The 22,904-nt window shown below is 46.8% G+C and carries 24 protein-coding genes; 17 read left to right on the top strand and 7 right to left on the bottom strand.

Annotated elements, in window-relative coordinates:
- The first annotated feature begins 431 nt into the window (after positions 1-431).
- Positions 432-1,190 carry an alpha/beta fold hydrolase gene (locus tag DESDE_RS15845; RefSeq protein WP_014795037.1) on the top strand — a complete coding sequence of 253 codons (759 nt, stop codon included), beginning with the start codon at positions 432-434 and terminating at the stop codon, positions 1,188-1,190.
- A gap of 229 nt (positions 1,191-1,419) precedes the next feature.
- Here the strand turns inward: DESDE_RS15845 and DESDE_RS15840 are convergent, their stop codons facing one another.
- The 5 genes from DESDE_RS15840 to DESDE_RS15820 all read right to left on the bottom strand — a co-directional run bounded on the left by DESDE_RS15840 (position 1,420) and on the right by DESDE_RS15820 (position 6,517).
- A complete protein-coding gene (locus tag DESDE_RS15840; RefSeq protein ID WP_014795036.1) occupies positions 1,420-2,199 on the bottom strand; it encodes an ATP-binding protein in 780 nt (259 codons plus the stop codon).
- A 24-nt stretch (positions 2,200-2,223) separates the two neighbouring features.
- Positions 2,224-4,131, bottom strand: coding sequence for an anaerobic carbon-monoxide dehydrogenase catalytic subunit (gene cooS / locus DESDE_RS15835; RefSeq protein WP_014795035.1), 1,908 nt, complete (start codon positions 4,129-4,131; stop codon positions 2,224-2,226).
- A 46-nt stretch (positions 4,132-4,177) separates the two neighbouring features.
- The gene (locus DESDE_RS15830; protein ID WP_014795034.1) at positions 4,178-4,648 is read right to left on the bottom strand and encodes a 4Fe-4S dicluster domain-containing protein; all 471 of its coding nucleotides are present in this window, start codon (positions 4,646-4,648) and stop codon (positions 4,178-4,180) included.
- Between the two features lie 177 nt (positions 4,649-4,825).
- A complete protein-coding gene (locus DESDE_RS15825; RefSeq protein WP_014795033.1) occupies positions 4,826-5,494 on the bottom strand; it encodes a Crp/Fnr family transcriptional regulator in 669 nt (222 codons plus the stop codon).
- Between the two features lie 177 nt (positions 5,495-5,671).
- Entirely contained in the window at positions 5,672-6,517 is an 846-nt protein-coding gene (locus DESDE_RS15820) for a DUF3102 domain-containing protein (protein ID WP_014795032.1), read from the bottom strand.
- 234 nt (positions 6,518-6,751) lie between these two features.
- Here DESDE_RS15820 and DESDE_RS15815 point away from each other — a divergent pair, with 234 nt between their 5' ends.
- Complete coding sequence (locus DESDE_RS15815; RefSeq protein WP_486599222.1) at positions 6,752-7,141, top strand: BlaI/MecI/CopY family transcriptional regulator; 390 nt, start codon at positions 6,752-6,754, stop codon at positions 7,139-7,141.
- Positions 7,142-7,143: 2 nt separating this feature from the next.
- Complete coding sequence (locus DESDE_RS15810; RefSeq protein WP_014795030.1) at positions 7,144-9,384, top strand: M56 family metallopeptidase; 2,241 nt, start codon at positions 7,144-7,146, stop codon at positions 9,382-9,384.
- Positions 9,385-9,469: 85 nt separating this feature from the next.
- On the opposite strand, the gene DESDE_RS15805 is transcribed toward DESDE_RS15810, so the two are convergent.
- On the bottom strand, positions 9,470-10,006 hold the full coding sequence (locus DESDE_RS15805; protein WP_014795029.1) for a CDP-alcohol phosphatidyltransferase family protein: 537 nt from the start codon (positions 10,004-10,006) through the stop codon (positions 9,470-9,472).
- Positions 10,007-10,343: 337 nt separating this feature from the next.
- Here DESDE_RS15805 and DESDE_RS15800 point away from each other — a divergent pair, with 337 nt between their 5' ends.
- The 14 genes from DESDE_RS15800 to DESDE_RS15735 all read left to right on the top strand — a co-directional run bounded on the left by DESDE_RS15800 (position 10,344) and on the right by DESDE_RS15735 (position 22,247).
- Entirely contained in the window at positions 10,344-11,276 is a 933-nt protein-coding gene (locus tag DESDE_RS15800) for an NADH-quinone oxidoreductase subunit G (protein ID WP_014795028.1), read from the top strand.
- Between the two features lie 333 nt (positions 11,277-11,609).
- Positions 11,610-12,023, top strand: a complete 414-nt coding sequence (locus DESDE_RS15795; protein WP_014795027.1) for a metal-dependent transcriptional regulator — start codon at positions 11,610-11,612, stop codon at positions 12,021-12,023.
- Positions 12,024-12,260: 237 nt separating this feature from the next.
- Positions 12,261-12,509, top strand: a complete 249-nt coding sequence (locus DESDE_RS15790; RefSeq protein WP_014795026.1) for a FeoA family protein — start codon at positions 12,261-12,263, stop codon at positions 12,507-12,509.
- Between the two features lie 53 nt (positions 12,510-12,562).
- The gene (locus DESDE_RS15785) at positions 12,563-13,345 is read left to right on the top strand and encodes a FeoB small GTPase domain-containing protein (protein ID WP_014795025.1); all 783 of its coding nucleotides are present in this window, start codon (positions 12,563-12,565) and stop codon (positions 13,343-13,345) included.
- Positions 13,342-14,739, top strand: coding sequence for a nucleoside recognition domain-containing protein (locus DESDE_RS15780; RefSeq protein WP_014795024.1), 1,398 nt, complete (start codon positions 13,342-13,344; stop codon positions 14,737-14,739). The genes DESDE_RS15785 and DESDE_RS15780 overlap by 4 nt, the downstream gene beginning before the upstream one ends.
- A gap of 206 nt (positions 14,740-14,945) precedes the next feature.
- Positions 14,946-15,884, top strand: a complete 939-nt coding sequence (gene ftsY / locus DESDE_RS15775; protein WP_014795023.1) for a signal recognition particle-docking protein FtsY — start codon at positions 14,946-14,948, stop codon at positions 15,882-15,884.
- Positions 15,885-15,895: 11 nt separating this feature from the next.
- Positions 15,896-16,672 carry an S-methyl-5'-thioadenosine phosphorylase gene (gene mtnP, locus DESDE_RS15770; RefSeq protein WP_014795022.1) on the top strand — a complete coding sequence of 259 codons (777 nt, stop codon included), beginning with the start codon at positions 15,896-15,898 and terminating at the stop codon, positions 16,670-16,672.
- Between the two features lie 15 nt (positions 16,673-16,687).
- On the top strand, positions 16,688-17,725 hold the full coding sequence (gene mtnA, locus DESDE_RS15765) for an S-methyl-5-thioribose-1-phosphate isomerase (protein WP_014795021.1): 1,038 nt from the start codon (positions 16,688-16,690) through the stop codon (positions 17,723-17,725).
- Positions 17,725-18,357, top strand: coding sequence for a class II aldolase/adducin family protein (locus tag DESDE_RS15760; protein WP_014795020.1), 633 nt, complete (start codon positions 17,725-17,727; stop codon positions 18,355-18,357). Before mtnA ends, DESDE_RS15760 begins: the two co-directional genes overlap by 1 nt.
- Before the next feature lie 65 nt (positions 18,358-18,422).
- The gene (locus DESDE_RS15755; RefSeq protein WP_014795019.1) at positions 18,423-19,718 is read left to right on the top strand and encodes an amidohydrolase; all 1,296 of its coding nucleotides are present in this window, start codon (positions 18,423-18,425) and stop codon (positions 19,716-19,718) included.
- A gap of 185 nt (positions 19,719-19,903) precedes the next feature.
- Entirely contained in the window at positions 19,904-20,272 is a 369-nt protein-coding gene (gene ylxM, locus DESDE_RS15750) for a YlxM family DNA-binding protein (RefSeq protein ID WP_014795018.1), read from the top strand.
- A gap of 32 nt (positions 20,273-20,304) precedes the next feature.
- Positions 20,305-21,666 (top strand): signal recognition particle protein, encoded by a 1,362-nt coding sequence (gene ffh / locus DESDE_RS15745; protein ID WP_014795017.1) that lies wholly within the window; start codon positions 20,305-20,307, stop codon positions 21,664-21,666.
- Between the two features lie 61 nt (positions 21,667-21,727).
- The gene (gene rpsP, locus DESDE_RS15740; protein ID WP_014795016.1) at positions 21,728-21,994 is read left to right on the top strand and encodes a 30S ribosomal protein S16; all 267 of its coding nucleotides are present in this window, start codon (positions 21,728-21,730) and stop codon (positions 21,992-21,994) included.
- A 22-nt stretch (positions 21,995-22,016) separates the two neighbouring features.
- Positions 22,017-22,247, top strand: a complete 231-nt coding sequence (locus tag DESDE_RS15735; protein WP_014795015.1) for a KH domain-containing protein — start codon at positions 22,017-22,019, stop codon at positions 22,245-22,247.
- A 328-nt stretch (positions 22,248-22,575) separates the two neighbouring features.
- Here DESDE_RS15735 and DESDE_RS21865 read toward each other — a convergent pair whose 3' ends face one another.
- The gene (locus tag DESDE_RS21865; RefSeq protein ID WP_158309876.1) at positions 22,576-22,833 is read right to left on the bottom strand and encodes a hypothetical protein; all 258 of its coding nucleotides are present in this window, start codon (positions 22,831-22,833) and stop codon (positions 22,576-22,578) included.
- Between the last annotated feature and the right edge of the window lie 71 nt (positions 22,834-22,904).

The raw sequence follows: 22,904 nt of genomic DNA, 5'->3' as shown, positions 1-22,904 counted from the left end.
TTGTATTCATTTAGTACCCTCTTCAGCTTAAATTGATTATTTAATTAGGCATAATAGGAATTTCCTTACAATGATAACTTCTATGCCGTTTTTATGCCCAAAGGGGAAGTATATGCTCCTGATGGTCTTTGCTCTTTAAATTCATGGTATAATCTGTAATGAGAATGTTTTTGAGAATGGCCTGCATCGTTCCTGAAAGGAGTGGGATTTATGTCCCTGCCGCTTTACAGACAGATATCCAATCACCTTTTCGGTACATCTTGTATGGTTTTTGCTGCTCCCTTTGATTTGAGAATCCCTGAAAGAGAAGGATGAAGATGTTGCTTCTGTGGTGCAGTCTGATCCAGTTGTAATATGTGAGAAGGCGGAGTTAAAAATCAACAATCTAGAGTAATCATAGCTTTTAAAAACTTTATAAGCAGGAGGGAAAAATGCCTTACATTAAAGTTCAAGGGAAAGATATTTTTTACCGGCAAAACGATAAAGCTATTTCCCACAGACCGACCATCTTATGTGTGCATGGTGCCGGCGGAACTGGAGAGAAGTGGGCAAATCAACTATCCGGTATCAAGGATTATCATCTTATTGCTCTCGACCTTCCTGGCCATGGACTTTCGGAAGGAGAAGCGATTAATTCCATACAGAGTTATAAGGAATATATCTGGGAATTTGCCCAAGCCATAGAGTTAAAATCTTTTGTCATCACGGGGCATTCCATGGGTGGCGCGATTGCCATGCAGTTTGCTTTAGACTATCCGGATTGGTTAAAAGGCCTGATCATTGTTGACAGCGGCGGAAGATTGAGGGTGAACCCTGTGATGCTGGAAAGCTTGTCACGGGGAGAACATCTGCTGGAGAGTGTTCAATTCAGCTATTCTCCTAAGGCTGCTGCAAAGATTCTGGAAGATGCTGTTGAAGAAATGAGAGCTGTATCAACTCAGGTTTTATGGGCAGATTTTCAAGCCTGCAATAACTTTAATGTAATAGAGAGTGTTCAGCGGATTAATCTGCCTACTTTGGTTATTTGCGGACAGGAGGATAGAATGACGCCGGTTAAGTATTCTGAATATCTTGCTCAGCAAATACCTCAGGCATTACTTGCGCTCATTCCAGATGCCGGTCATATGTCCATGATTGAACAGCCGGAAGCTGTCAATAAGGCTATCATGGAATTCATGCACACTCTATAGTAGAGTTTTTTTACCAATTCTTGTACATACTCGACATCAATATACAAAGCAAGATTTGCAGGAACTAAGACGACGAATCCATCAAAAGGCGAAGGCTGAACCTACGTACCGCTTTTGGGGGTTATTCACCCACATTACCAAGATGAGCACCCTGGATCAAAACTACAAAATAATACAGAGTCCTGAATGTCACCTCCGGTCATTCAGGACTCTGTTTGCCTGGGAAAATTTATAGCTTACTTATCAATTGAACCAAGTTCTCTTTTATTCTTTTGATCTCCTCGACCGGCTCTCCGCCCAGATCAAAGAGGGCTTTGCCATCCAGGTCGGCATCCATAATCTCTCGGCTGAAAGTGACATGGCCCAGCAGAGGAAAATCACTCAGAGCTTCTTGTACAAACTCCAAATCCTTAGCGCTTCTCACTTTGCTGGCCACCACAAAAACCCTTTCGATTCCCAGATCATGGGCCAGTTCCTGAATTTGATGTGCCGTCTGAACACTTCGCCGCCCCGGCTCGACCACCACGATCAAGGCATCCACCGCACCTGCCGTTCCCCGGCCCAAATGCTCAATGCCGGCTTCCATGTCCATGATGACCACTTCGTCTCTCTGCACTAAAAGGTGCTGCATCAGCCGCTTGATGAGGGTGTGTTCCGGGCAAACGCATCCTGATCCGCCCTGCTCCACCGTACCCATCAAGAGCAGCTTAACACCTTCATGCTCAACACAAAACTGCTCCGGCAAATCATCTACCTTAGGGTTGAGGATGAAAAAGGTGCCATAACCACCGTCTGCCCCCGTCCTCTCCTCAGCCAGTGCCTTCATCTTGGCGAAGGGAGTAATTCCCCGGTAGTTTTCCTCAGGAATACCCAGAGAGGAAGCCAGATTAGCATCAGGATCTGCATCCACCGCCAATACCCGGTAACCATCAGATGCCAATAGGCGAGCCAATGTTCCGGAAAGGGTTGTCTTTCCGACACCGCCTTTGCCTGTTACCGCTATTTTCATCACTTAACCCCCTGTTTGTTGTTTCTATAGATTTAATCCGGCCCGCTTCTCCTGAATCACGGCGAATAATTTCTTGGCCGCCTCTTCGGGATCAGTCTCAACGATAAAATAGCCCCCCGTAATATCCTTGATCTTCTCTGTCAATACTTCTGTGACCACCTGGGACCCCAGGACTTGAGGAACAGTTCCCAGATGAGTGGGCAGGCCTAAGGCTACGGCCCAGGTGCCGATGGCTACCGCTTTTTCCGACATCGCTTCAGGAGCGGAGGCCACCAGTGGCAAGCGATCCAGATCAACCCCCAGCTTTTGCGCTATGGCGACAGCTACGGAAACGGCACGGGTATTGTCTACGCATGATCCCATGTGGAGAACGAGAGGCAGAGGCCCATTCAAACCATTGGCCTGGCCGATGGCTGTCAGGACAGCTTTCAATCCATCCCCCGCATATTCCATGGTTGCTTCCTGGGTCATCAGTCCATGCTTAGCCAAAGCACCGGCTCCACAGCCTGTTGCTAAAAGAAGAACATTATCGGCTGCCAACCGTTTGGCCAGCTCAACAAAGTTTCGATCCTGTAGGGTGTTGGTGCTGTTGCAGCCGGCAAATAGACAGATCCCTTGAATATTTCCATTCACAATATTGTCCAATAAAGGTTTAAGAGGATCGTGAGCATCAAGCTGACTCAGGGCTCCGACCACCGCTTCGGCGCTGAAACCGACGATCGCCTTTTCTTTAACCTGAGGGATATTCACCCGCTTGGGATCCCGACGCTGGTAAGCTTCCACAGCCAGCTCCAGGATTTTTTTAGCGGACTCTATGGCCGTCTCCGTCTCGAACTGAATATGGGTAGCACCCGGGATTTTTGTGGTAGGCATAGTGGTGATGAGCTGAGTATGGAAACACTGGGCAATCGCTCCCAGGGAAGGCATAATACACTGAACATCCACCACCATGGCTTCCAAAGCGCCTGTTAGAATAGGCATCTCCTGGGAAAGATAGTTGGTCGCCAGGGGCACACCATGACGTACCATCACTTCATTCCCGGTACAGCATACGCCAACGACATTAAATCCACCTGGTGCTCCGGCTTGCTTAGCCAAGTCATTCATCATAGCCGCTGCATCGCACACCATCTCACTGAGCAGGGGATTATGCCCATGGACGGCAATATTAATGGCATCTTCCCTAATGACGCCCAGGTTGGCCTCGGTTACTGTGGGTGTAGGGGTTCCGAAGAGAGCATCGGAAAGCTCGGTCGAAATATACATTCCCGTATAATCGGCTACCGCTCCTTTTACTCCTCCCAGAAGAATATTCACCGGATCGGCATCACAGCCCACATGAGTCCGGCTCATAATCTCAGCAACGGTAGCATCGATATTGTGAGGCATGACATCCCATTGTTTTAATTTGGCCGCCCGCTCTTCAGTCATAGTCAATTCTGCCCAGCGGCACGGAACTTTAGAATCCTGACGGGAGTAATCCTCCAGGGACACTTCAGCCACTTCTTTGGTCAATTCACGAATGCTTTTTCCTTCGCAATCGATCCCCAGCCTTTGGGCGATTCTTTTCAACTTTTCTTCATCCTTAATCTTATAGGCGGGGGCATTTCCTTTTCCGACCTCCTGCATGGTCAGGGCAATATGGCGGCCGTGGTCGGAGTGAGAGGCTGCTCCGGCAGCAATGCCGCGGATCAAATTGCGGGCCACGATGGTATGAGCATCTGCGCCGCAAATTCCTCGTTGGGCTCCATTGCCAAAGGGATCGACCCGGCAGGGACCTTTCCAGCAAATGCGGCAGCAAACACCCATTTTGCCAAAACCGCATTGAGGTTGCTGATCTTTATGGCGATCCCAAACGGTTTGGATCTTCTCTTTTTCGGCCACAGGCAGCAGTTGCTGTACTGCTTCGTCGATGGAAAATCTTAAATTCATGATCCTTTCCTCCTTTAGTCTACGACACTCTGCATTCGCTATTCCTTTATAAGCTGAGCGAAAGGGCTTTTGTCGGGCAGGCCTGAATGCAAGCACAGCCTTCTGCTTTAATTTCTTTATTCCGGCTAAAACACAGGTCACATTTGAGGGCTTTGGTCCGGTTGTTCTTTCTTCCATCCGATCTTTCGACCACTTCCGTCGTCATGGTGATTGAATCGAAGGGGCAGGCCTTGGCACAAAGCTTGCAACCAATACAAGTTTCCCGATTAAGCTTGACGATCCCCTCTTCCTGATACAGTGAGCCGTTCGGGCAAACCTTAACACAAGGAGCATCCTCACACTGACGGCATTGAGCGATCACCACTGTGGTTCCTTGCTGGAGGACACGCATGCGCGGCTTAAGCTTCATTTCGATCTCACATCCTGCATGGGCCAGGCCACAAGCCAGTTCACAGCTTTTGCAGGCTAAACAACGGCTAAGATCAGCATGGATGAAACGGTTCTTTCCATTAGACATAAAGCAACACCTCCTCATCTCTGCCCTTTCATCGATAGAAAGGGTAAATTATGTCGATTTCATCGTACCATGTATGATTACAGAATTATGTCAATTAGCAGACAAAGGAGAGTGAATTTTCACTCTCCTTTGTCTATAAAAACTATTCCATTGGCAGTTTGGTTTTATTTCAGCTTATCATTCTTTATCGAGCATCTTCTTTAACATGTCCATGTCTTTAATAATAAGGGTTCGCCTATTCACTTTCAGCAATATGCCGCTCCTGTAAAAATCGTTGAGCAGAAAGGATACGGTCTGGCGGCTTGTTCCCAATATAGTTGATATATCCTCCACATTTAACCCCAACTCCAGCTGAATTCCCTCATCCACTTGACACCCCTTATCTTTTGCTGCATTCATTAAAAATTCAGCTAATCGAGTGTGCGCTTCCTGAAAAACCAGCCCATTAATAATGGTGATTGAGTTTTTCAAAAGGTCTCCCAATACTTTAATCATAATCAGAGAAAATTGTGGATAGCGGGTGATCATCTCACCAAACTTTTTAGTCTCAGCCACCAACAGTACGGTGTCATTATCCAAAGCCTGGGTAAAGGCTCTAGTATGCATGGAGAAGATATCCCCTTTTTCTAAAATAGATAGGGTAAACTCCTTATCTTCATAAGATAAAAAAACCCGTACCCGCCCGTTTTCAACGAGCATGACTAAATCCTCTTCATGATTAGGAAAAGATATGATCTGCTTCTTTTGGAAAGCCCGCTCTTGAAATATGGATAATAAATCACTGTATTCCGGTGACCTCAAAGCCTTTATCAAATCAATATCTGTCAATTTCATTCTGGCAGGCATGATGATCCACCTTTCGCTGTTAGTTTCCTAATTTCCCCTATTATAACTAGCACACTATGAACATACAAGCCCCCTCATAATTCGACAGATTATACATATAGAGTGGCAATAGAACGAAAAAGCGAGTCCGCGTTTTACGCCAAAGGACTCGCTTTTCATTGAAGTGCGCTGTATCCATCAGTTTTCCACTCTCTCATCCAGACATTTAAGCAGAAACTTTCTCAGATTTTTTCGATACTCCCCATGCACATCCTTATCAATGTTAACCAGTAGATCCAGCTCATAGGTCAGTTCCTTGAATGCTTTTTCCAGAGCTTCAAATTTAAAAGCGACTCGATGAGTGGCGTTTTTAATTTGGACGGCGGTAAGATCGGTCCTCAACTTCTGATTGTTTTTGAAGAGCTGGCTCTCTTTGAGTTTACTGTTCTCAGCTGTCTTTTTCGCCACATCCTGTTCCAGATTTTGTTTTTCCTTTTCCAGCTCCTCTGTTCTGAGCTTCAGCCCATCGCGCTCTTTTTTCAGCTGGTTGTTTTTCTCCTTTTCACTCTCCAGAGCTTCCTGCAGCTCCCTATTCTCCTGCTCGGCTTCCTCTTTTTCCTGCTTGGCCTGCCCCCGCTCCTTGATGGCCCTCTGTAGCTGGCGCACGGACATATTTTCTATATCCAGTTCGGCGATGAACTCTGCCCGCTCTTCTTCCGGAACATCCAGAAGGGCTAAAGCCTGGGAGTAGGATAGAATCTGCAACGTTGATGATTCTTCATCTTCCCCCTCCGGGGAGCCTCTCCTTGCATGCCCGTACTCTCGGGCGACTTTCATATACCTCTCTGCCGTAAACTGGGAATAATTCACATGTTCTTGCAGCCATTTTCCCCAATCCCCATAAGGAAGAAGGGATTTGGCCTCGATCAGCCGCCGGCCTATTTCCACAGCAAAGGTTAACTGGATTCTCCCTCTGGATTCTTTATAGCTGTTGATCTCTGCCGCGATAATCTGCGGAGTACGTTCGCTTACCAAATCACTCATGACAATCCCTTCCCGGGTTTTTACTATAGTATATGGATTTGTCCCAATTGGTGACAACTTGTAACACCCAGGGAAGGGACTAAAATAAATAAAAGTAGTGCCGAAAGGAAGTGAATGGGGAAGTTTAGGCGGATTTCCAGGATTGACTTATATTTCTTACACATGTAGTATATAATTATCTTACAAGTGTAAGAAATGTTGTGATATACTTGTAAACTACTTTGTAATAGATTGTTGGAGGTGCGTATCTTGAAGGCAATTCCTCAAATTTCAGAGGCAGAACTGGAAGTAATGAAAATACTATGGGAGCTGAAAAGCTGCACCAGCGCTCAGATCATAGAAAGATTAGCGGAAGTATCGGACTGGAAACCCAAGACCATCCATACTTTGATTACCCGGCTGGTCTCGAAAGAGGCGGTCAGCGCCGTAAAGATCGATGGTAAATCCTATCTCTATTCACCTAATGTCAGTGAAGAGGAATATAAAAGCTATGCGAATAAATCCTTTTTACACAAGCTCTATAATGGTTCACTGAATCTCATGCTAGCCAGCTTTATTAAAGAGCAGCATCTATCCAAAAGAGAGATAGAAGAACTTAAAAAGATGTTAGATGAGGAGATGTAAACATGGAAGCTGTCTTTAAGATAGTTTTAACAACATCCTTCTATGCCGGTATTGTCGGGATGGTCATACTCCTTGTTAAAAACGTGTTGAAAGATAAACTCAATCCCCGATGGCATTATTTGCTGTGGATAGTCCTGCTGGTCAAGTTAATTCTTCCGTTCGGCCCGGAAAGCGCGTTGAGCTTATATAATTTTCTTGAACCGCTGTCTCAGGAAATCAAATTTTTCGACCTGCCGGAAACGGTCGGAGATGCAAGCACTTTTTGGTCGGAGGGGGCTCAAACCGGGAATGAACTGCCTGGGCCCCCGACCAAAGGGTCCGTTGCTTCAGCTCAGGATTTCAGTACATATGCTGCGGATGTACTTCCTATCATTTGGCTTTCAGGGCTGGCTTTTATGCTTGTATGGCTGATCTATGCTAATGTTTCCTTTGCCGGAAAGCTAAAGACCCATGCCAAGCCGGCACCCCCCGCTGTTCAGGCCCTTTTAGAGAAATGCAAAACAAAGGCTAAAGTAAAAGGGGATATCGCTGTCCTTATCCAGGATATCGTAAAAGCGCCTTCCTTAATCGGCATTTTTAAACCAAGGATCTTGCTGACTCCGGATATATTACGCCTGAATGAACAGGATATTTCCTATATCATGCTGCATGAGCTTACCCATTACAGGAGAAAGGATGTATGGGTTAACCACCTTCTGCTTACCCTGCAAATCATTCATTGGTTTAACCCTGTTATTTGGTACTGTTTCATGCGCATCCGCCAGGACATGGAAGTTGCGGCAGATGAGCGTGTTTTAAGCTTATTGAGCGTAAACGAGCATAAGGAGTATGGGAAAGCCCTGCTAGCGGTTCTGGAAAAGATCAATACAAAAACGACATTAATGCCAAGGCTGGTGGGTATGGCCGATGACAGAAAAAATATCGAAAGAAGGATCAAGATGATTAAAATGGCTGACTTTTTTAACCGTAATCGGCCAAGGATCGTCCTCACCGGCATTCTCTGTGTGGTACTTTTAGCCGGTCTTTTGTGGACATCGGCTTCAGTTCAAGCAACGCCTTATGAGATCGGTGATTATACCTTTGAAACACCGGCGGACTGGGAAGTAACCGGGAGCGGGACGGAATTGTTCTTCAGCAAAGATCATCATCCCTTGGGGGGTGTTCAGATCTTAAATTACGACCCCGATCAGCCCCTTCCTGTCCCCAACCATTCTCTTACCAAGAGTAAACGGGAACTTCCGGGACTGATCACAAAAGGCATCTTAATGAACTTTGAGCTGACGCAGAGTGCAGCCTCCGGGGATAATACCGTGCTTGACGAAAAACACCTGTATTTGATCTTTGCTCAGGATCAAAGGGTCTACGATTTTTATGTCAGCACGGCATATAGCGACGAAGCTGAACTGATCAAAATCGGCCAAAGCATTAAGTTAAAACCAAAAAGCGCAGCCCAGGAGAACAACGCAGACGTCATATCACAAAATTTAGAGGATCAGCTCGCAACGGGTCAATCCATCGAGGAAGCTGTAAGTCTTGCTGTTAAAGGGCAGGGGAAGGGATACCTTCAGGGAGAGGTCCTGACCGAAGGCCATAAGATAGTTGAAGTCGAAGAAAAGGACGGGACAGTGATTGCCTATACTGTAGCCAGCGTCGGGTGGTTTGGTTTTGAAAACGGTATCTTTACCGGAACCAGCGGCAGCGGAGCTATTCCCACCGTTATGACCTTTGCCAGGAATTCGAATGGGGAATACAGCCTGCTGGAATATAAGGAGGCCATGGATGGTAAAGGGTATACGGAGTCCATCAAAAGGAATTTTCCGCAAAGATTATGGGATAACGTACTCTCCGCTGAACATTATCCTGAATTAGCAGTGCAAAAAGAAGCACAGGCTAAGCAGTATCTGCAAAGTATCGGCAGGGATGCCCAAGTCAGCCTGGGATATGTGGAGAAAAAACTGGTTGATATTAACGTAGAAGCTTCCAATAAACTGTTTGCCGAGCTTACCAAATGGGATCCCGAGCTGAATCGCTTTCCTTACTGGATCGGGACGAAAGAATACCTTGATCAAGGAGAGCGGTTTATCTATGAAACATCTCAGAATAAAACCAGTGACGGGTATGATCTTATAACCTTTCGCAAGAGTAAAGAAGATGGCAAGATAGAACTGGAGTATCAGTATAAAATTGTCGGGAACGAACTGACACTGGTTTTTCTGCAGAGTACTCCGCAGCTTAAACCATAGTCCATCCTCCAATAGGACAAATATCTAAAAGGTTTTGCGCGTTTCTAAGTTAAAAAGCTCTCCTGATTGAGATAAAGGCAGCAATTTATAGCTTTCTTTCCAACAAGCCTTTTCTGTTGAGCAGAAGTTCATCTGATGTCAGATGGATGAGAAGTTCCTCTATCGCCGAAATGCTCGCCAAAACACAGATAATGTACATCAATACATCTGTATGAGAAAAAGAAAGTAATAATGGAAATAGAAATAAGACCAAACCGGTGGCTTTATTTCCATAAGTATGAAGACTTGCAAAACTGTTATATTTTATCTGGGCAACAATCATTGCTGCCAATCGAATGACGCCAATAAAAATAACCCACAGGAGAATAGCTGCTTCCGGGTTTATGATTGGCAAAAGTATAACGAGCAATATACCCACCATGACCAGATCGGCTAGGGAATCAATCTTTGCGCCAAGGTTGCTTGTGGTTCCTGTCTTTCTGGCAATAAAACCATCGAGCATATCGCTGAGTCCACAGGCAATATAAATGACGTAAAAGCTCAGGCTCAATGGCTCTACGAAAAGCAAACCAAAGGAAAGTAATATCCTGCTTAATGATAGCCAATTTGGCATTGATTTCATGGGGTACCTCGCCGCAGCTCCGCAATCAAGGAAGCCATTCGCTCATCGATAGAGTTCATCAAACCACCGCCTTGAGTGTATTATGCTGTATATAACACACTATTGCAAAATAATATTCAAATGCTGCAAAAGTTTATTTTTCTAAGGAAACCCCAGACTGTTATGAAGATTTCGCTCAGTTTGAGATCTTATCTCTTTGGAGTGCAATCTTGATCTTGCTTAATGATTTTAAGAAATTGCAAAATATTCTTATAATAGATATAATTAAGCTGTTACTTATCAGAGTGCGACACTAGTTGATGACTATTTTAGCAATATAAAATGAGGAGTGAGAGAATTGGAATGGTTGACACTAAGCATCAATGGGCGTGAAGTCAGCGTACCAAAGGGAACGACCGTGCTGGAAGCTTGCCGGATGCATGATATCCCGATTCCTACGTTGTGCCACGACCCGGAGCTTACCCCTGCCGGAGCCTGCCGCTTGTGTGTCGTTCAGATTGAGGGAATGCGCAATCTACCGCCATCCTGTGTCACCCAGGCGACTCAGGGCATGGTGGTTCATACCCAAAATGAAAAGGTACGAGAAGCGCGCAAAACCATTTTAGAACTCTTGGTGGCCAATCATCCTTTGGATTGTATGACCTGCCAGAAAATGGGGGATTGTTCCTTGGCCGAGTATGCCTATGAGTACGGCGTAAAGGGTGAAAAATACCAGGGGGAGAAGCGTCAACTTCCCATCGAAGATTCCAACCCCTATATTTTGCGGGATCTGAACAAATGCATTCTATGCGGAAAGTGTATTGCTACCTGTGAAGCTGTGGAGGAAAGAGGTATCATCGGATTCGCCTATCGTGGTTTTCAGGCCAAGGTGGCTACCTTTATGGATACCGACCTGAAGGATTCAACCTGTGTCTACTGTAACCGCTGTGTGGCAATTTGTCCGGTTGGGGCTTTAATTGACAGAAACACACTGGGTAAAGGCAGAGCATGGGAGATCCGGAAAGAAGAAGTCACTTGCACCTTCTGTGAATCAGGCTGTAAATTCGAAATCAATTCCAAGGATGGCAAAGTCATCGGAGTCACTGCCAAATCAGCGTCCAGTGGACGGCCTCTTTGCCTCAAAGGACGAATTGGTTCTGATTTCCGTTATAACCCCGAGCGTAAAGAAAAACCCTTTGTCAATAAGGATGGAGAGTTTGTCCAAATTACCTGGGCGGAATTCCTCGGACTGGGGAATATTGCTGAGAAGCTCGCCTTGCTGGCGGAGTAACATGTCGGTTGTTTGATACTGTTGACAGCATGATATCCACCTTTATGCAGACGGCGACTGGCAGATGCCAGAAGCCGTCTTGTTGTTCGTATGCCATATGGCGGGGAACAATGGACATCCCGAGGGGGGAAGGATACGACACCGGTCAATTCGGTACATCCGGACTACCAACCGGACTGTGTTTTTATGTTCCATTTTTATTAGAAAAAGAGGTTGAAGTTGACAACATAAGAGGGGAGAAAGCTTGAGTGGTTTGCACTGGAGAACAAGGTCATAAGGCAAACTATCCCAGACATATAGTATTAGAAAGGGAATGCCTTGGAGGTGAGGAGGGTGCTGTCCCCGAGCCTGGAAGATTACTTGGAAGAAATCTACCGTTTTTCCTTGGAAAACAGTGTAGTAAGAGTAACGGATATCAGTAAGAAACTTGGCGTATCTCTGCCTTCGGTGTCCAAGGCCCTTCATAAACTAAACAATCAAAGCTATATCAATTATCGCCGTTACGGTGAAATTGTCCTTACGGATCAGGGGTGTCTGAAAGGCAGTTACTTGGTGGAGAGAAACCAAATGCTGCAAGAGTTTCTGTCCTTGATTCAAAGTCAATGTGATATTCCCGCTGAGACGGAAGCCATAGAGCACTATATATCCGATTCTACGATACAGTCCCTACGTCGGCTGGTTACTTTTTTTAAGGAAAACCCAACCTGTTATGAAGCCTTCATTCGGTTTGAGTGTGATCAGAATTAAAGATAACCCTAACGACGAATTCGCGGGGCCGTTTCCTACCTGAGCAGTAGAGAACGGCTCCTTTGTTGTTCCCCGGGGAGTGTGGTTAGATTTTATTCTTGGCAAGGCAGAGTTTCCTTGCTATCCAAGTCACACTTTATTTTCATCTTTAATACAGTATAAAAAAACATAATTCACCTGAAAAAAGGAATTGGTTAAAAAGTTAACTCAGTCTAACACTGAAGGGAGTTGTGACTCATGGATTCACTATCGCTTATTCCTCTATCTACCCTTAAGCAAGGAGAGAAAGCTTATGTAGTCGATCTTGAACTGGATGGTTTATTAAGACGTAGAGTGCTTGATTTGGGCATCGTTCCCGGAACCTCCCTCCAATGTGTGGGAACCGCCCCAGCGGGAGACCCTATTGCTTACTTAGTTCGCGGAACAGTGATTGCTCTCAGAAGTAAGGATGCGAAGTCAATCCGAGTAAATTCAACCTTAGTATAAAAGGCCAAGTCTACCGTTGTGGTGAATATGGATGTCTATGGAGAGTGAGTACAATGAATTTAAAAGGAAGAATCCAGAGAGAAAGCTTTGGTATAAGCAATGCGGAAAACCAATGGATTATTGCTTTAGCCGGAAACCCCAATGTGGGTAAAAGCACAGTGTTTAACGCTTTAACCGGTCTGCGCCAACACACCGGTAACTGGCCGGGAAAAACAGTGAACAATGCCCAGGGTTACTTTACTTATCGGGATCAAAGCTTCATGCTCGTTGATTTACCGGGTACTTATTCCCTTCTGGCTCATAGTGTTGAAGAAGAAATTGCCCGGGACTTTATTTGCTTTGGTCAGCCGGATGCCACGGTGGTGGTTTTGGATGCCACCTCCTTGGAGCGTAATCTTAATCTAGCCCTGCAGATTATGGAGATCACTCCCCGGATCATAGTCTGTGTCAACTTAATGGATGAAGCCCGCAAAAGAGGAATCATCATTGATTTTGATGCTTTGCAGAAGGAACTTGGAGTACCGGTGGTAGCCACGGCGGCCCGGCTCAATCAAGGGCTCGAGGACTTGCAAAAAGCAATTTTTGATATTGTAGTGAGAAATCAAGCGACTCAGCCCAAGCAAATTGTCTATTCTGAGGATGTGGAGCGAGCCATTCAGCTCCTCCAGCCCAAGATTGAAAAAGTAGGTATGGGTAATGTTCTCAGCCCGCGCTGGCTCGCCCTTCGGCTTTTGGATAGCGATCCTGCCTTCCTTGAAGAGATCGGTCGTTTCGTTTCATTAAATGAAGATAAAGAGGATAACCCCCAGAGCAAGGGGGGGAAGGTAGCGTTATGAGCAGTATCAATCCGGATCCTTTATTAAAACTCTATAGAGATTCAGAAACGATCAGGGAAGATTTCGGCCACTCCATCACAGATCGTGTGGTTATCGATATTTTTGCGTATTCGGAAAAACTGGCCAATCGAGTGGTCTGTCGTGAAAAAGTGCAGGCAAGCTCGTGGAGGGAAAGCATCGATAAGATTGTCATTTCCAGAACCTTTGGTTACCCAATCATGCTGGGTCTTCTCGGGTTAATCTTTTGGATTACTATCGTGGGGGCTAATCTTCCCTCCCAACTCCTGGCTACGGTACTTTTCGCTTTCCAGGATCTTCTTACCCAAGGTTTTAATACCTTAGGTGCCCCGGCCTGGCTCCATGGTTTCCTGGTGTTGGGGATGTATCGTACACTGGCTTGGGTGGTTTCAGTGATGCTGCCGCCTATGGCTATCTTCTTTCCCCTGTTTACCCTCCTGGAGGATTTGGGCTATCTGCCCAGAGTGGCCTTTAATCTGGATAATATGTTCAAGAAAGCCAGGGCTTGCGGCAAGCAATGCTTAACGATGTGTATGGGCTTCGGCTGCAATGCAGCAGGTGTGGTATCCACCCGGATTATCGATTCCCCAAGGGAGAGACTGATTGCTATTCTAACCAATAATTTCGTTCCCTGTAATGGACGTTTTCCGACCCTCATTGCCATTGCCTCGATCTTTATAGCGGGTATGGCAGCCTTTTCCCAGTCTCTTTTAGCGGCAGGTTCGGTCATTTTAATGGTGCTTCTGGGTATCTTGGTCACCTTTGCGGTGTCCTGGGGGTTGTCCGTGACCCTCTTAAAAGGAGAACCTTCCTCCATGGTTCTGGAACTGCCCCCCTATCGCCGGCCAAAAATACGCGCCGTCCTTTATCGCTCCATGCTGGACCGTACTTTATTTGTTTTACGCCGGGCGGTTATTGTGGCAGCCCCTGCAGGAGCCTTGACCTGGACTTTGGCCAATATCACCGTAGGGGATGCAAGCGTTCTTACCCATATTGCAGCGTTCCTTGATCCGGTGGCTAGAGCAATCGGGCTGGACGGTTTTATTCTCATGGCCTTTATCTTAGGGATACCGGCCAATGAAATCGTGATCCCGGTCCTCCTGATGAGCTATTTGGCTACCGGACAATTAACAGATTTCAGCAGTCTGGCGGAGTTGAAAGAGGTGCTCTTAGCCAATGGCTGGACTTGGCTTACAGCTCTGAACACCATGCTCTTCTCCCTATTGCATTGGCCCTGTGCCACCACCCTCCTTAGTATGTATAAAGAGACCGGAAGTAAAAAATGGACCGCCCTGGGCTTTTTTCTCCCCACGATTATTGCCTTTGCAGTATGTTTTGTCCTGGCTCAGATTGTTTATGGATTGGGGCTCGTTTAATAGAGTATGGGTGAGTTCTTCAATCCGCTTAAGAGCTGGAGTAAGTGCTGTATTTAGTGGTAATAAGAAGCTAAGATAATGAAGAGTTATATTCCATTTTGTTGGAATATAACTCTTTTTAATTTAAACTGGATTAGTTTGAGAGCCTGACCAGATTGTGATACAATAGCGTCAAAGGTGTGCCTATGTATAAGGAGGAAGTCCAGGTGGCTGGTTTTTTTACGAAATTAAAAGAAGGATTGACAAAAACTCGGGATCAGTTTGTTACTAAAGTCGAAGAAATTTTAACAGGAAAACGGAAAATTGATGAAGAGCTTTACGAAGAACTTGAAGAAGTATTGATTCGCTCCGATGTGGGAGTGAATACTTCCTTTGAGCTGGTTGAAGGGTTACGCAAAGAGGTCAAGAAAAGAAAATTACAGGAGGCCGAAGAGTTAAAGGTTGTTCTCAAAGAACTTATTGCTGAGCTGCTGGGGCAAGAAGAATCCATGAATTGGGCAGAACGCGGTCCCAGCATCTTTCTGGTGGTTGGTGTCAATGGTGTGGGAAAAACCACGACTATCGGCAAATTAGCTCATTATTTCCAAAGTGAAGGGAAAAAAGTTATTTTGGCTGCCGGAGATACCTTTCGGGCAGCGGCCATTGATCAGCTTGAGGTTTGGGGACAGCGGGCCGGTGTGGAAGTGGTTAAACAGAAAGAGGGAGCAGACCCTGCGGCGGTAGCCTATGATGCTCTCCAGGCGGCGAAGTCCCGGGGAGCGGATCTGGTCATTATGGATACTGCCGGCCGACTACATAATAAAGTCAATCTAATGGAAGAACTGCGCAAGGTTAAACGGGTCATTGAACGGGAAATTCCCGGAGCGCCTCATGAAGTTCTCCTCGTGCTTGATGCGACAACGGGGCAGAATGCTCTCCAGCAAGCCAAGCTTTTTCAGGAAGTCGCCGGTGTGACGGGAATTGTTCTCACGAAACTGGATGGTACTGCCAAGGGCGGAGTGGTCCTGGGCATTCAAGGTGAAGTCAATATCCCGGTGAAATGGATCGGAGTAGGGGAAGGGATGGAGGATTTACGTCCCTTTGTTCCACAAGACTTTGCCAATGCTCTTTTTGACCAACCTCAGGATGAGGAGGAAGAGATCTGAATACCTTCGCATTGATCGGCGGAACAGGATTAGAGAATGTTGCTCTGCTGGATTTCCGCGCAGAAAGCATCGATACCCCTTATGGAAGGGTATCCGTGGATATCGGGCGCTTTGGGACTCATGATGATCCGATTGTTTTCATGAGCCGTCATGGCAAAGGGCATACGGTGCCTCCCCATTTGGTCAATTATCGGGCCAATCTATGGGCTTTAAAAGACCTTGGTGTCCGTAAAATCATTGCCACGGCTGCTGTGGGCTCCCTTTCCTCCCGATTCAAATTGGGAGATATTGTGCTTTTGGATCAATTTCTTGACTTTACCAAGAGTCGTCCCCAGACCTTTTATGAAGGGGGAGAGCAGGGCGTACTCCATGTGGATATGACAGAACCCTATTGTAAGTCTGTACAAGCAGTCATTCGTGAAGCTGGTGAGTCCCTGGGTGTGTCATTGGAGGACGGGGCTACATATGTATGTACAGAGGGGCCGCGCTTTGAGACCCCGGCTGAAATCAGGATGTACCAAATTCTCGGCGGAGAATGCGTAGGGATGACCAGCGTGCCCGAAGTTATTTTGGCCAGAGAATGCGGTATGTGCTATGCTTCGATTGGGATGGTTACCAATGAAGCGGCAGGAATAGCCAATCACCCCTTAACCCATAAAGAAGTCGTTGAAAGTTTGCAAGCTGCCGGAAAGACGGTGGCCGGGTTAATACAAGAAGCATTTCGGATACTTCGCCACGAACAGGATTGCCGGTGTCAAATGGGTAATGCAGAGGTCGGTAAGTTTTAGAAAGGCGGTACGAAGGTGAAAGCATTAGAGTGGATGGGGGATTCCCTGAAAATATTGGATCAGACCCGTTTACCTGTAGAAGTTAATTATCGGATGGCTACAACCTATGAGGAAGTGGCGGAGGCCATTGAGAAAATGGAAGTTCGGGGTGCTCCGGCTATCGGTGCAGCAGCTGCCTATGGATATGCCTTGGGAGCGATGGGTTACTCTGGTGAGCCGGAAGGCTTGCAAAGCCATATGGAAAAAGTTCAGCACCGTTTGGCAGGGACCCGTCCTACAGCGGTCAATCTTTTTTGGGCCCTGCGCCGTATGGAGGATCGGCTCAGGGATCAGCATGGGGTCAAGGAACTGTCGGAAATCCGCAAAGCGTTGGTGGGAGAAGCGGAAAGCATAGCTGAGGACGATCGTCGTGTCAATCGTTTAATAGGAGAACATGGGAACACCATCGTGACCGCTGAAGCCAGCATTCTTACCCATTGCAATGCAGGTGCTTTAGCCACGGTGGAGTATGGTACTGCCCTTGGGGTGATACGTGCCGCACAGCAGGCGGGGAAGAAAGTTCATGTCTACGCAGGTGAGACCCGGCCCTTCTTGCAGGGGGCCCGTTTAACAGCCTTTGAATTGATGAATGATCAGATTCCCGTGACACTCATTGCGGATAATATGGCTGGTTTTTTAATGCAGCAGGGTAAAATTGATTTGGTCATTGTGGGTGCGGATCGTATCGCAGCCAACGGAGATACGGCCAATAAAATAGGCACTTACTCCTTAGCCGTATTGGCTCATGCTCATGGAATACCTTTCTATGTGGCGGCCCCCACTTCGACTATTGATCTGAAGGTCCCTGGCGGGCAGGATATTCCCATTGAAGAAAGACATCCTAAGGAGTTAAGAGAGGTTTTTGGGGTTCAGGTTGCCCCGATGGAAGTTCCTGTCTATAATCCTGCTTTTGATGTGACCCCTTCGAAATTGATTACTGGAATTATCACGGAAAAGGGTATCGTATCTTCCCCTTACTCTGTGAATTTATTAAAGATGATGGTGCGCTCTTAATGCTCAAAAAGAAAATCCTTGAAATTGGTCAAAAAATAGCTCAAAGTGGTATGGTTGCCGGTACTTGGGGGAACATCTCCGCCTGGGATGCCCCTCAGAATGGGTATTGGATTACTCCCAGCGGGATGGATTATTTCATCCTAAAGGAAGAGGATCTGGTACTGCTGAGTCTGGACAGCACTGTGCTGGAGGGAAAGCGCAAGCCTTCCTCGGAGCTGCTGCTCCATGGGGAGATTTATAAACAGCGGCCTGATGTTAAGGGAATTGTGCACACTCATTCCTCATTTGCCACAGCCCATGCCGTATCCCGGATTCCCCTCCCTGGGATTGTGGAGGATTTGGTCATGATTGCAGGAGGTCAGGTGGAGGTCGCCCACTATGATTTACCCGGCACGCTGGAGCTTGCTCTTAGTGCTGTGCAGGCACTGGAGGACAAGAATGCTGTCTTTCTTGCCAATCATGGCTTGGTTGGGGTTGGTTATTCTCTGGAGGAAGCTTTTAAGGTATGTCAAGTCGTGGAAAAAAGCGCTCAGATTCATATTATGTCCCGGCTGTTAGGTGAACCGGCAGTGTTAAGCCATGAGGATATTCAACTCATGCGCCGCACCTATCAAGAAAGCTATGGGCAATGAACCGGGTAGATTAGACCTCCAAAGGATTGGGGGTCTAAATCATTGGTTGTTAAGGAGTGATATTTATGTCCAAAATTCTCATTCGCGCTATGGTATTGCCCATGACCGGACCGGAGGATTTCTATCCCGAGGGGGAAATAGGGATTGAAAATGATCGGATTCTTTTCGTTGGGGAGAAGGGCTCTGCTCCGGAGGGCTTTATTCCTGATCAGATCATAGATTTGCCTGAAGATGTGGTCATGCCGGGACTCATTAATACTCATACCCATGCAGCAATGACCATGTTGAGAAGTTATGCTGATGATTTGCCTTTGATGCCTTGGCTGCATACGAAGATTTGGCCTTTTGAGGATAAACTATCCGATGAAGATATCTATTGGGGAACATTGCTGGCTCTGGGAGAAATGATCCAATCAGGAACCACCACCATGCTGGATATGTATGCTTCTATGGAACAGGTGGCGAAAGCCGTTTTGGAAGCCGGAACCCGAGGGGTTTTATCACGGGGAATGATTGGCAACGCTCCCAATGGGGAAAGAGCTTTTGCTGAGAACATAGACTTAGTGAAGAATTATCATGGTTCCGGTAACGGACGGATTCAGGTTATGTTTGGTCCTCATGCTCCTTATACTTGTTCCGGGGAGTATCTGCAGCGGGTCAAGAGGGAAGCGGACCGTCTTGGGGTGGGGATTCACATTCATGTGGCGGAGACAGAGGACGAGATAAAAACCATACGGGAGCAATACGGCAAGACTCCGGTACAATGGCTGGAAGAGCTGGGCTTATTCGGAGGGCATGTGGTTGCCGCCCATTGTGTTCACTTGACCGAGGAAGATCAGGAGATTATGGCCAAAAGGAATGTTTTTGTTGCCCATAACCCCGAAAGCAATATGAAATTAAACAGCGGCACGGCGCCGATTCCCGAACTCCGTTCACGGGGAGTTGTGGTTGGATTAGGGACGGATGGAACTTCCAGCAATAATAATCTGGATATGTTTGGGGAAATGCGCTCAGCGGCATTTCAGCAGAAGCTCTTAAAAGGTGCCACCGCTATGCCTGCCTATGAGGTGTTGCATATGGCCACCGTGGACGGGGCGCGGGCTTTGGGGCTTTCTGACTTGGGTAAGCTGGCACCGGGCTATAAAGCGGATTTAATCTCCATCAATTTTGATCAGCCTCATTTTTATCCGAGGTTCTCCATTTCCGCCCATTTGGTCTATGTAGCCCATGCCGGGGATGTACGTACAGTCATGGTGGATGGCAAAATCCTTATGCAGGAACGCCGGCTCATGACAATGGATATCAAACGGGTTTGTCATGAGGTGGAAAAGCGGGCCAAGGAGATAGCGCAAGGCTTGTAGTCTTTTTTAATTCTATAAAATAAAACTTTCCTTCATTAATATAGGCGCAAAATTCTTGAAATAGGAAAAGAGAAAAAATATGTGAAAAATATGTTTGAAGAGAAAGTAAAATTACTTGACAAAGCAGGAAATATACCCTAAAATAGCGCAGTAAAGTAAAAATCCTTTACGGGAGGCTTTTTGCATTGGAACGATTTGCAAAAATGGCATTACTGGCGGATTTTTATGGTCCTCTTTTAACTCCCAAGCAGGGGAGGATTTGGGATCTCCATTATGAGCAGGATTTCTCTTTGGTGGAGATTGCTGAACTTGAGAATATCAGTCGGCAAGCAGTCTATGATTTGTTAAAGAGGACGGAAAAGATCTTGCAGGGGTATGAGGATAAGCTGGGCTTGATTCATCGCTTTGTGGACGAGCAGCATAAATTATCCGAAGTCTATCAATTAGTGCAGGAATTCGAGCAAAAGGATTTTTCCAACGAGAAAGCCTGGGAACGGCATCAATCCATAAGTCAAAAGATTGATGAAATGTATAGGGATATTGAAGCTTCCTAGTCTTAGATCGGGTCCGGAAAGTGAGGGCTGGTATGTTTCAAGGCCTAAGTGAAAAATTACAAGAAACGTTTAAACGGTTAAAAAGCAAAGGCAAGCTCACGGAAGCGGATGTCAATGAAGCCATGCGTGAAGTCCGTATGGCCTTGTTGGAAGCCGATGTGAACTTTAAAGTGGTTAAGGATTTTGTCGCCAAAGTCAAGGAACGTTCGATTGGACAGGAGGTTCTCGAATCTCTCTCCCCTGGACAGCAGGTGATTAAGATTGTTAACGAGGAAATGGTAGCCTTAATGGGCGGCGTTTCCAGTAAGATAAATATTTCATCCAAGCCTCCCACGATCATTATGCTGGTGGGCTTGCAAGGGGCCGGTAAGACGACCCATGGCGCTAAGCTGGCCAATATGTTAAAGAAGCAAGGGAAACATCCTTTGTTGGTCGCCTGTGACATTTATCGTCCGGCAGCTATCAAACAGCTTCAAGTCCTTGGTGAACAAATCAAGGTTCCTGTGTTTTCATTAGGCCAGGAAAACCCTGTAGAGATCGCTGCTGCCAGCCTTCAGCACGCCAACAGTCAAGGCTTGGATGTGGTGATCATCGATACTGCAGGCCGGCTGCATATTAATGAAGAGCTTATGGGGGAACTCAGAGATATTAAGGCCTCTGTGAAGCCTCACGAAATCCTGCTGGTGGTCGATGCCATGACCGGGCAGGATGCCGTGAATGTAGCAGAAAGCTTCCACAACGAGCTTGGGGTGGATGGAATCATCCTGACCAAACTGGATGGGGATACTCGTGGGGGAGCGGCTCTCTCCGTGAAAGCCGTAACCGGTTGCCCGATTAAATTTGCCGGTATCGGGGAAAAGATGGATGCTATCGAACCCTTTTTCCCGGAACGAATGGCTTCCCGTATTTTGGGAATGGGAGATGTCCTGACCCTGATTGAAAAGGCTCAGGAAGCTTTTGACGAGAAGCAGGCCCGGGAAATGGAGCAGAAGCTTCGCAAGCAGGAATTTACCTTGGACGATTTCCTGGACCAGATGCAGCAGCTTAAGAAGATGGGGCCGCTAAATTCCCTGCTGGAAATGATACCCGGTGTCGGGAAGCAGATGAAAGATGTTCAGGTCGATGAAAAAGATATGGCCCATGTCGAAGCCATTATTCATTCCATGACTCCCGAAGAGCGCAGAAAACCCGCCCTGATTAAGGATTCCAGAAAGCGCCGCATCGCTAAAGGAAGCGGGACCAGTGTTCAGGAGGTAGGGCGCTTGCTGAAGCAGTTCGAGCAGATGCAAAAGATGATGAAGCAGTTTGCCGGCGGTTCAGGTATGGGGATGATGGGCAAGGGCAAAAAGGGTAAAAAAGGGAAGAAAATAGGTTTTCCTTTCCCTTTTAAATAATTTTCTAGTTCTACTTATCTTTCCGAAAGGTGATAAGTATCCTGGTGAGGAGGTGAAAAACATGGCAACAAAAATTCGTCTTCGCCGCATGGGTGCTAAGAAGAATCCTTTCTACCGTTTAATCGTTGCGGATTCTAGTTCTCCACGCGATGGTCGTTTCATTGAGGAGATTGGCTTCTATGATCCTACGAAACAACCGGAAGTCCTGAATATTGATGAAGAAAAAGTAATGAAATGGTTAGCAACTGGTGCTCAACCTTCAGATACAGCGAAGTCTCTTCTTCGTAAAGCTGGGGTTCTCGCTAAGTACCATGAGTCCAAGAAGTAATTGGATTGTTGGGGGTGTTCCTGTGAAGGAACTCGTAGAAGTTCTTGCGAAAGCTTTAGTCGATCACCCGGATCAAGTGTTGGTTGCTCAATCGGAAACGGAGAAATCCGTTCACCTGCAGCTCACCGTTGCTCCGGAGGATATGGGCAAAGTGATTGGTAAGCAGGGAAGGATTGCTAACGCTATACGCACGTTAGTAAAAGCTGCTGCGGTCAAAGATGGCCGTAGAGTGCATGTTGACATTGATCAGTGATGTGTTGAGAAGGGCCTTGAGCCCTTTTTGACGTTAGGTGCTTCTGCTTTTTAGATTTGGGTAGGGGTGTATCCAGAATACTGGGGCGTGTAGCTTTACGCACAACGGTCACTTCATAGCTCCGGGGCTGGTTCACTCGCTTTCTTAACAGCTCAGCCAAACCTCTGGGTAATACCTGAAGTGAACCAGTGGCTGAGCTATGTTAAGAAAGCCTCGTTCACCTGGCCGCCCCTCCGCTTAAAGAAAGCTTGGCTTATGGTGAGTGAAGCGAATCAGAAGCCTTAGCTGCCTTATACACAGTGAAATCCGTTCCCTTTTGTGCCTAAAGCTACACTCGCGGGTCTTGCTTAGTCTTCTTTCGGGCTTCACCTAAGCCTTTCCCGAGCGGGTCGCCGACCATGCCGCAAGCGGCGTCGGCAAGGCTGAACAAGCGGCCCAAGCCAAAATTCACAACACCCCGCCCGCTCAAACCTAAGAAGCAGCTCAAGGATTTTGCTTTCAGGCAGAGAACGGATTTAAGCGAGCAGGAAAGCAATCTTCGCGAAAAGACAGCAGCGGAGTCGGGTTGGAAACAGGACGTTTCCAACCGCCCATTGAGCAGGAGCGATTTGGGCGGGCACCCGACGGAGCGGAGGTCTTGAGCGATTAGATTGCTCC

It is taken from the genome of Desulfitobacterium dehalogenans ATCC 51507, assembly GCF_000243155.2.
Taxonomy (GTDB): Bacteria; Bacillota; Desulfitobacteriia; order Desulfitobacteriales; family Desulfitobacteriaceae; genus Desulfitobacterium; species Desulfitobacterium dehalogenans.
Note: the sequence above shows the minus strand (reverse complement) of the source record. Positions and strands in the feature narration are given on the sequence as shown.

Excerpts from the sequence above, each read along its gene's own strand:
- DESDE_RS15755 (WP_014795019.1), top strand. The coding sequence starts at position 18,423 with ATGTCCAAAATTCTCATTCGCGCTATGGTATTGCCCATGACCGGACCG.
- DESDE_RS15780 (WP_014795024.1), top strand. The coding sequence starts at position 13,342 with ATGAGCAGTATCAATCCGGATCCTTTATTAAAACTCTATAGAGATTCA.
- DESDE_RS15790 (WP_014795026.1), top strand. The coding sequence starts at position 12,261 with ATGGATTCACTATCGCTTATTCCTCTATCTACCCTTAAGCAAGGAGAG.
- DESDE_RS15830 (WP_014795034.1), bottom strand. The coding sequence starts at position 4,648 with ATGTCTAATGGAAAGAACCGTTTCATCCATGCTGATCTTAGCCGTTGT.
- DESDE_RS15805 (WP_014795029.1), bottom strand. The coding sequence starts at position 10,006 with ATGAAATCAATGCCAAATTGGCTATCATTAAGCAGGATATTACTTTCC.
- DESDE_RS15845 (WP_014795037.1), top strand. The coding sequence starts at position 432 with ATGCCTTACATTAAAGTTCAAGGGAAAGATATTTTTTACCGGCAAAAC.
- DESDE_RS15840 (WP_014795036.1), bottom strand. The coding sequence starts at position 2,199 with ATGAAAATAGCGGTAACAGGCAAAGGCGGTGTCGGAAAGACAACCCTT.
- cooS (WP_014795035.1), bottom strand. The coding sequence starts at position 4,131 with ATGAATTTAAGATTTTCCATCGACGAAGCAGTACAGCAACTGCTGCCT.
- DESDE_RS15785 (WP_014795025.1), top strand. The coding sequence starts at position 12,563 with ATGAATTTAAAAGGAAGAATCCAGAGAGAAAGCTTTGGTATAAGCAAT.
- DESDE_RS15760 (WP_014795020.1), top strand. The coding sequence starts at position 17,725 with ATGCTCAAAAAGAAAATCCTTGAAATTGGTCAAAAAATAGCTCAAAGT.
- rpsP (WP_014795016.1), top strand. The coding sequence starts at position 21,728 with ATGGCAACAAAAATTCGTCTTCGCCGCATGGGTGCTAAGAAGAATCCT.
- DESDE_RS15825 (WP_014795033.1), bottom strand. The coding sequence starts at position 5,494 with ATGCCTGCCAGAATGAAATTGACAGATATTGATTTGATAAAGGCTTTG.
- ffh (WP_014795017.1), top strand. The coding sequence starts at position 20,305 with ATGTTTCAAGGCCTAAGTGAAAAATTACAAGAAACGTTTAAACGGTTA.
- DESDE_RS15810 (WP_014795030.1), top strand. The coding sequence starts at position 7,144 with ATGGAAGCTGTCTTTAAGATAGTTTTAACAACATCCTTCTATGCCGGT.
- DESDE_RS15820 (WP_014795032.1), bottom strand. The coding sequence starts at position 6,517 with ATGAGTGATTTGGTAAGCGAACGTACTCCGCAGATTATCGCGGCAGAG.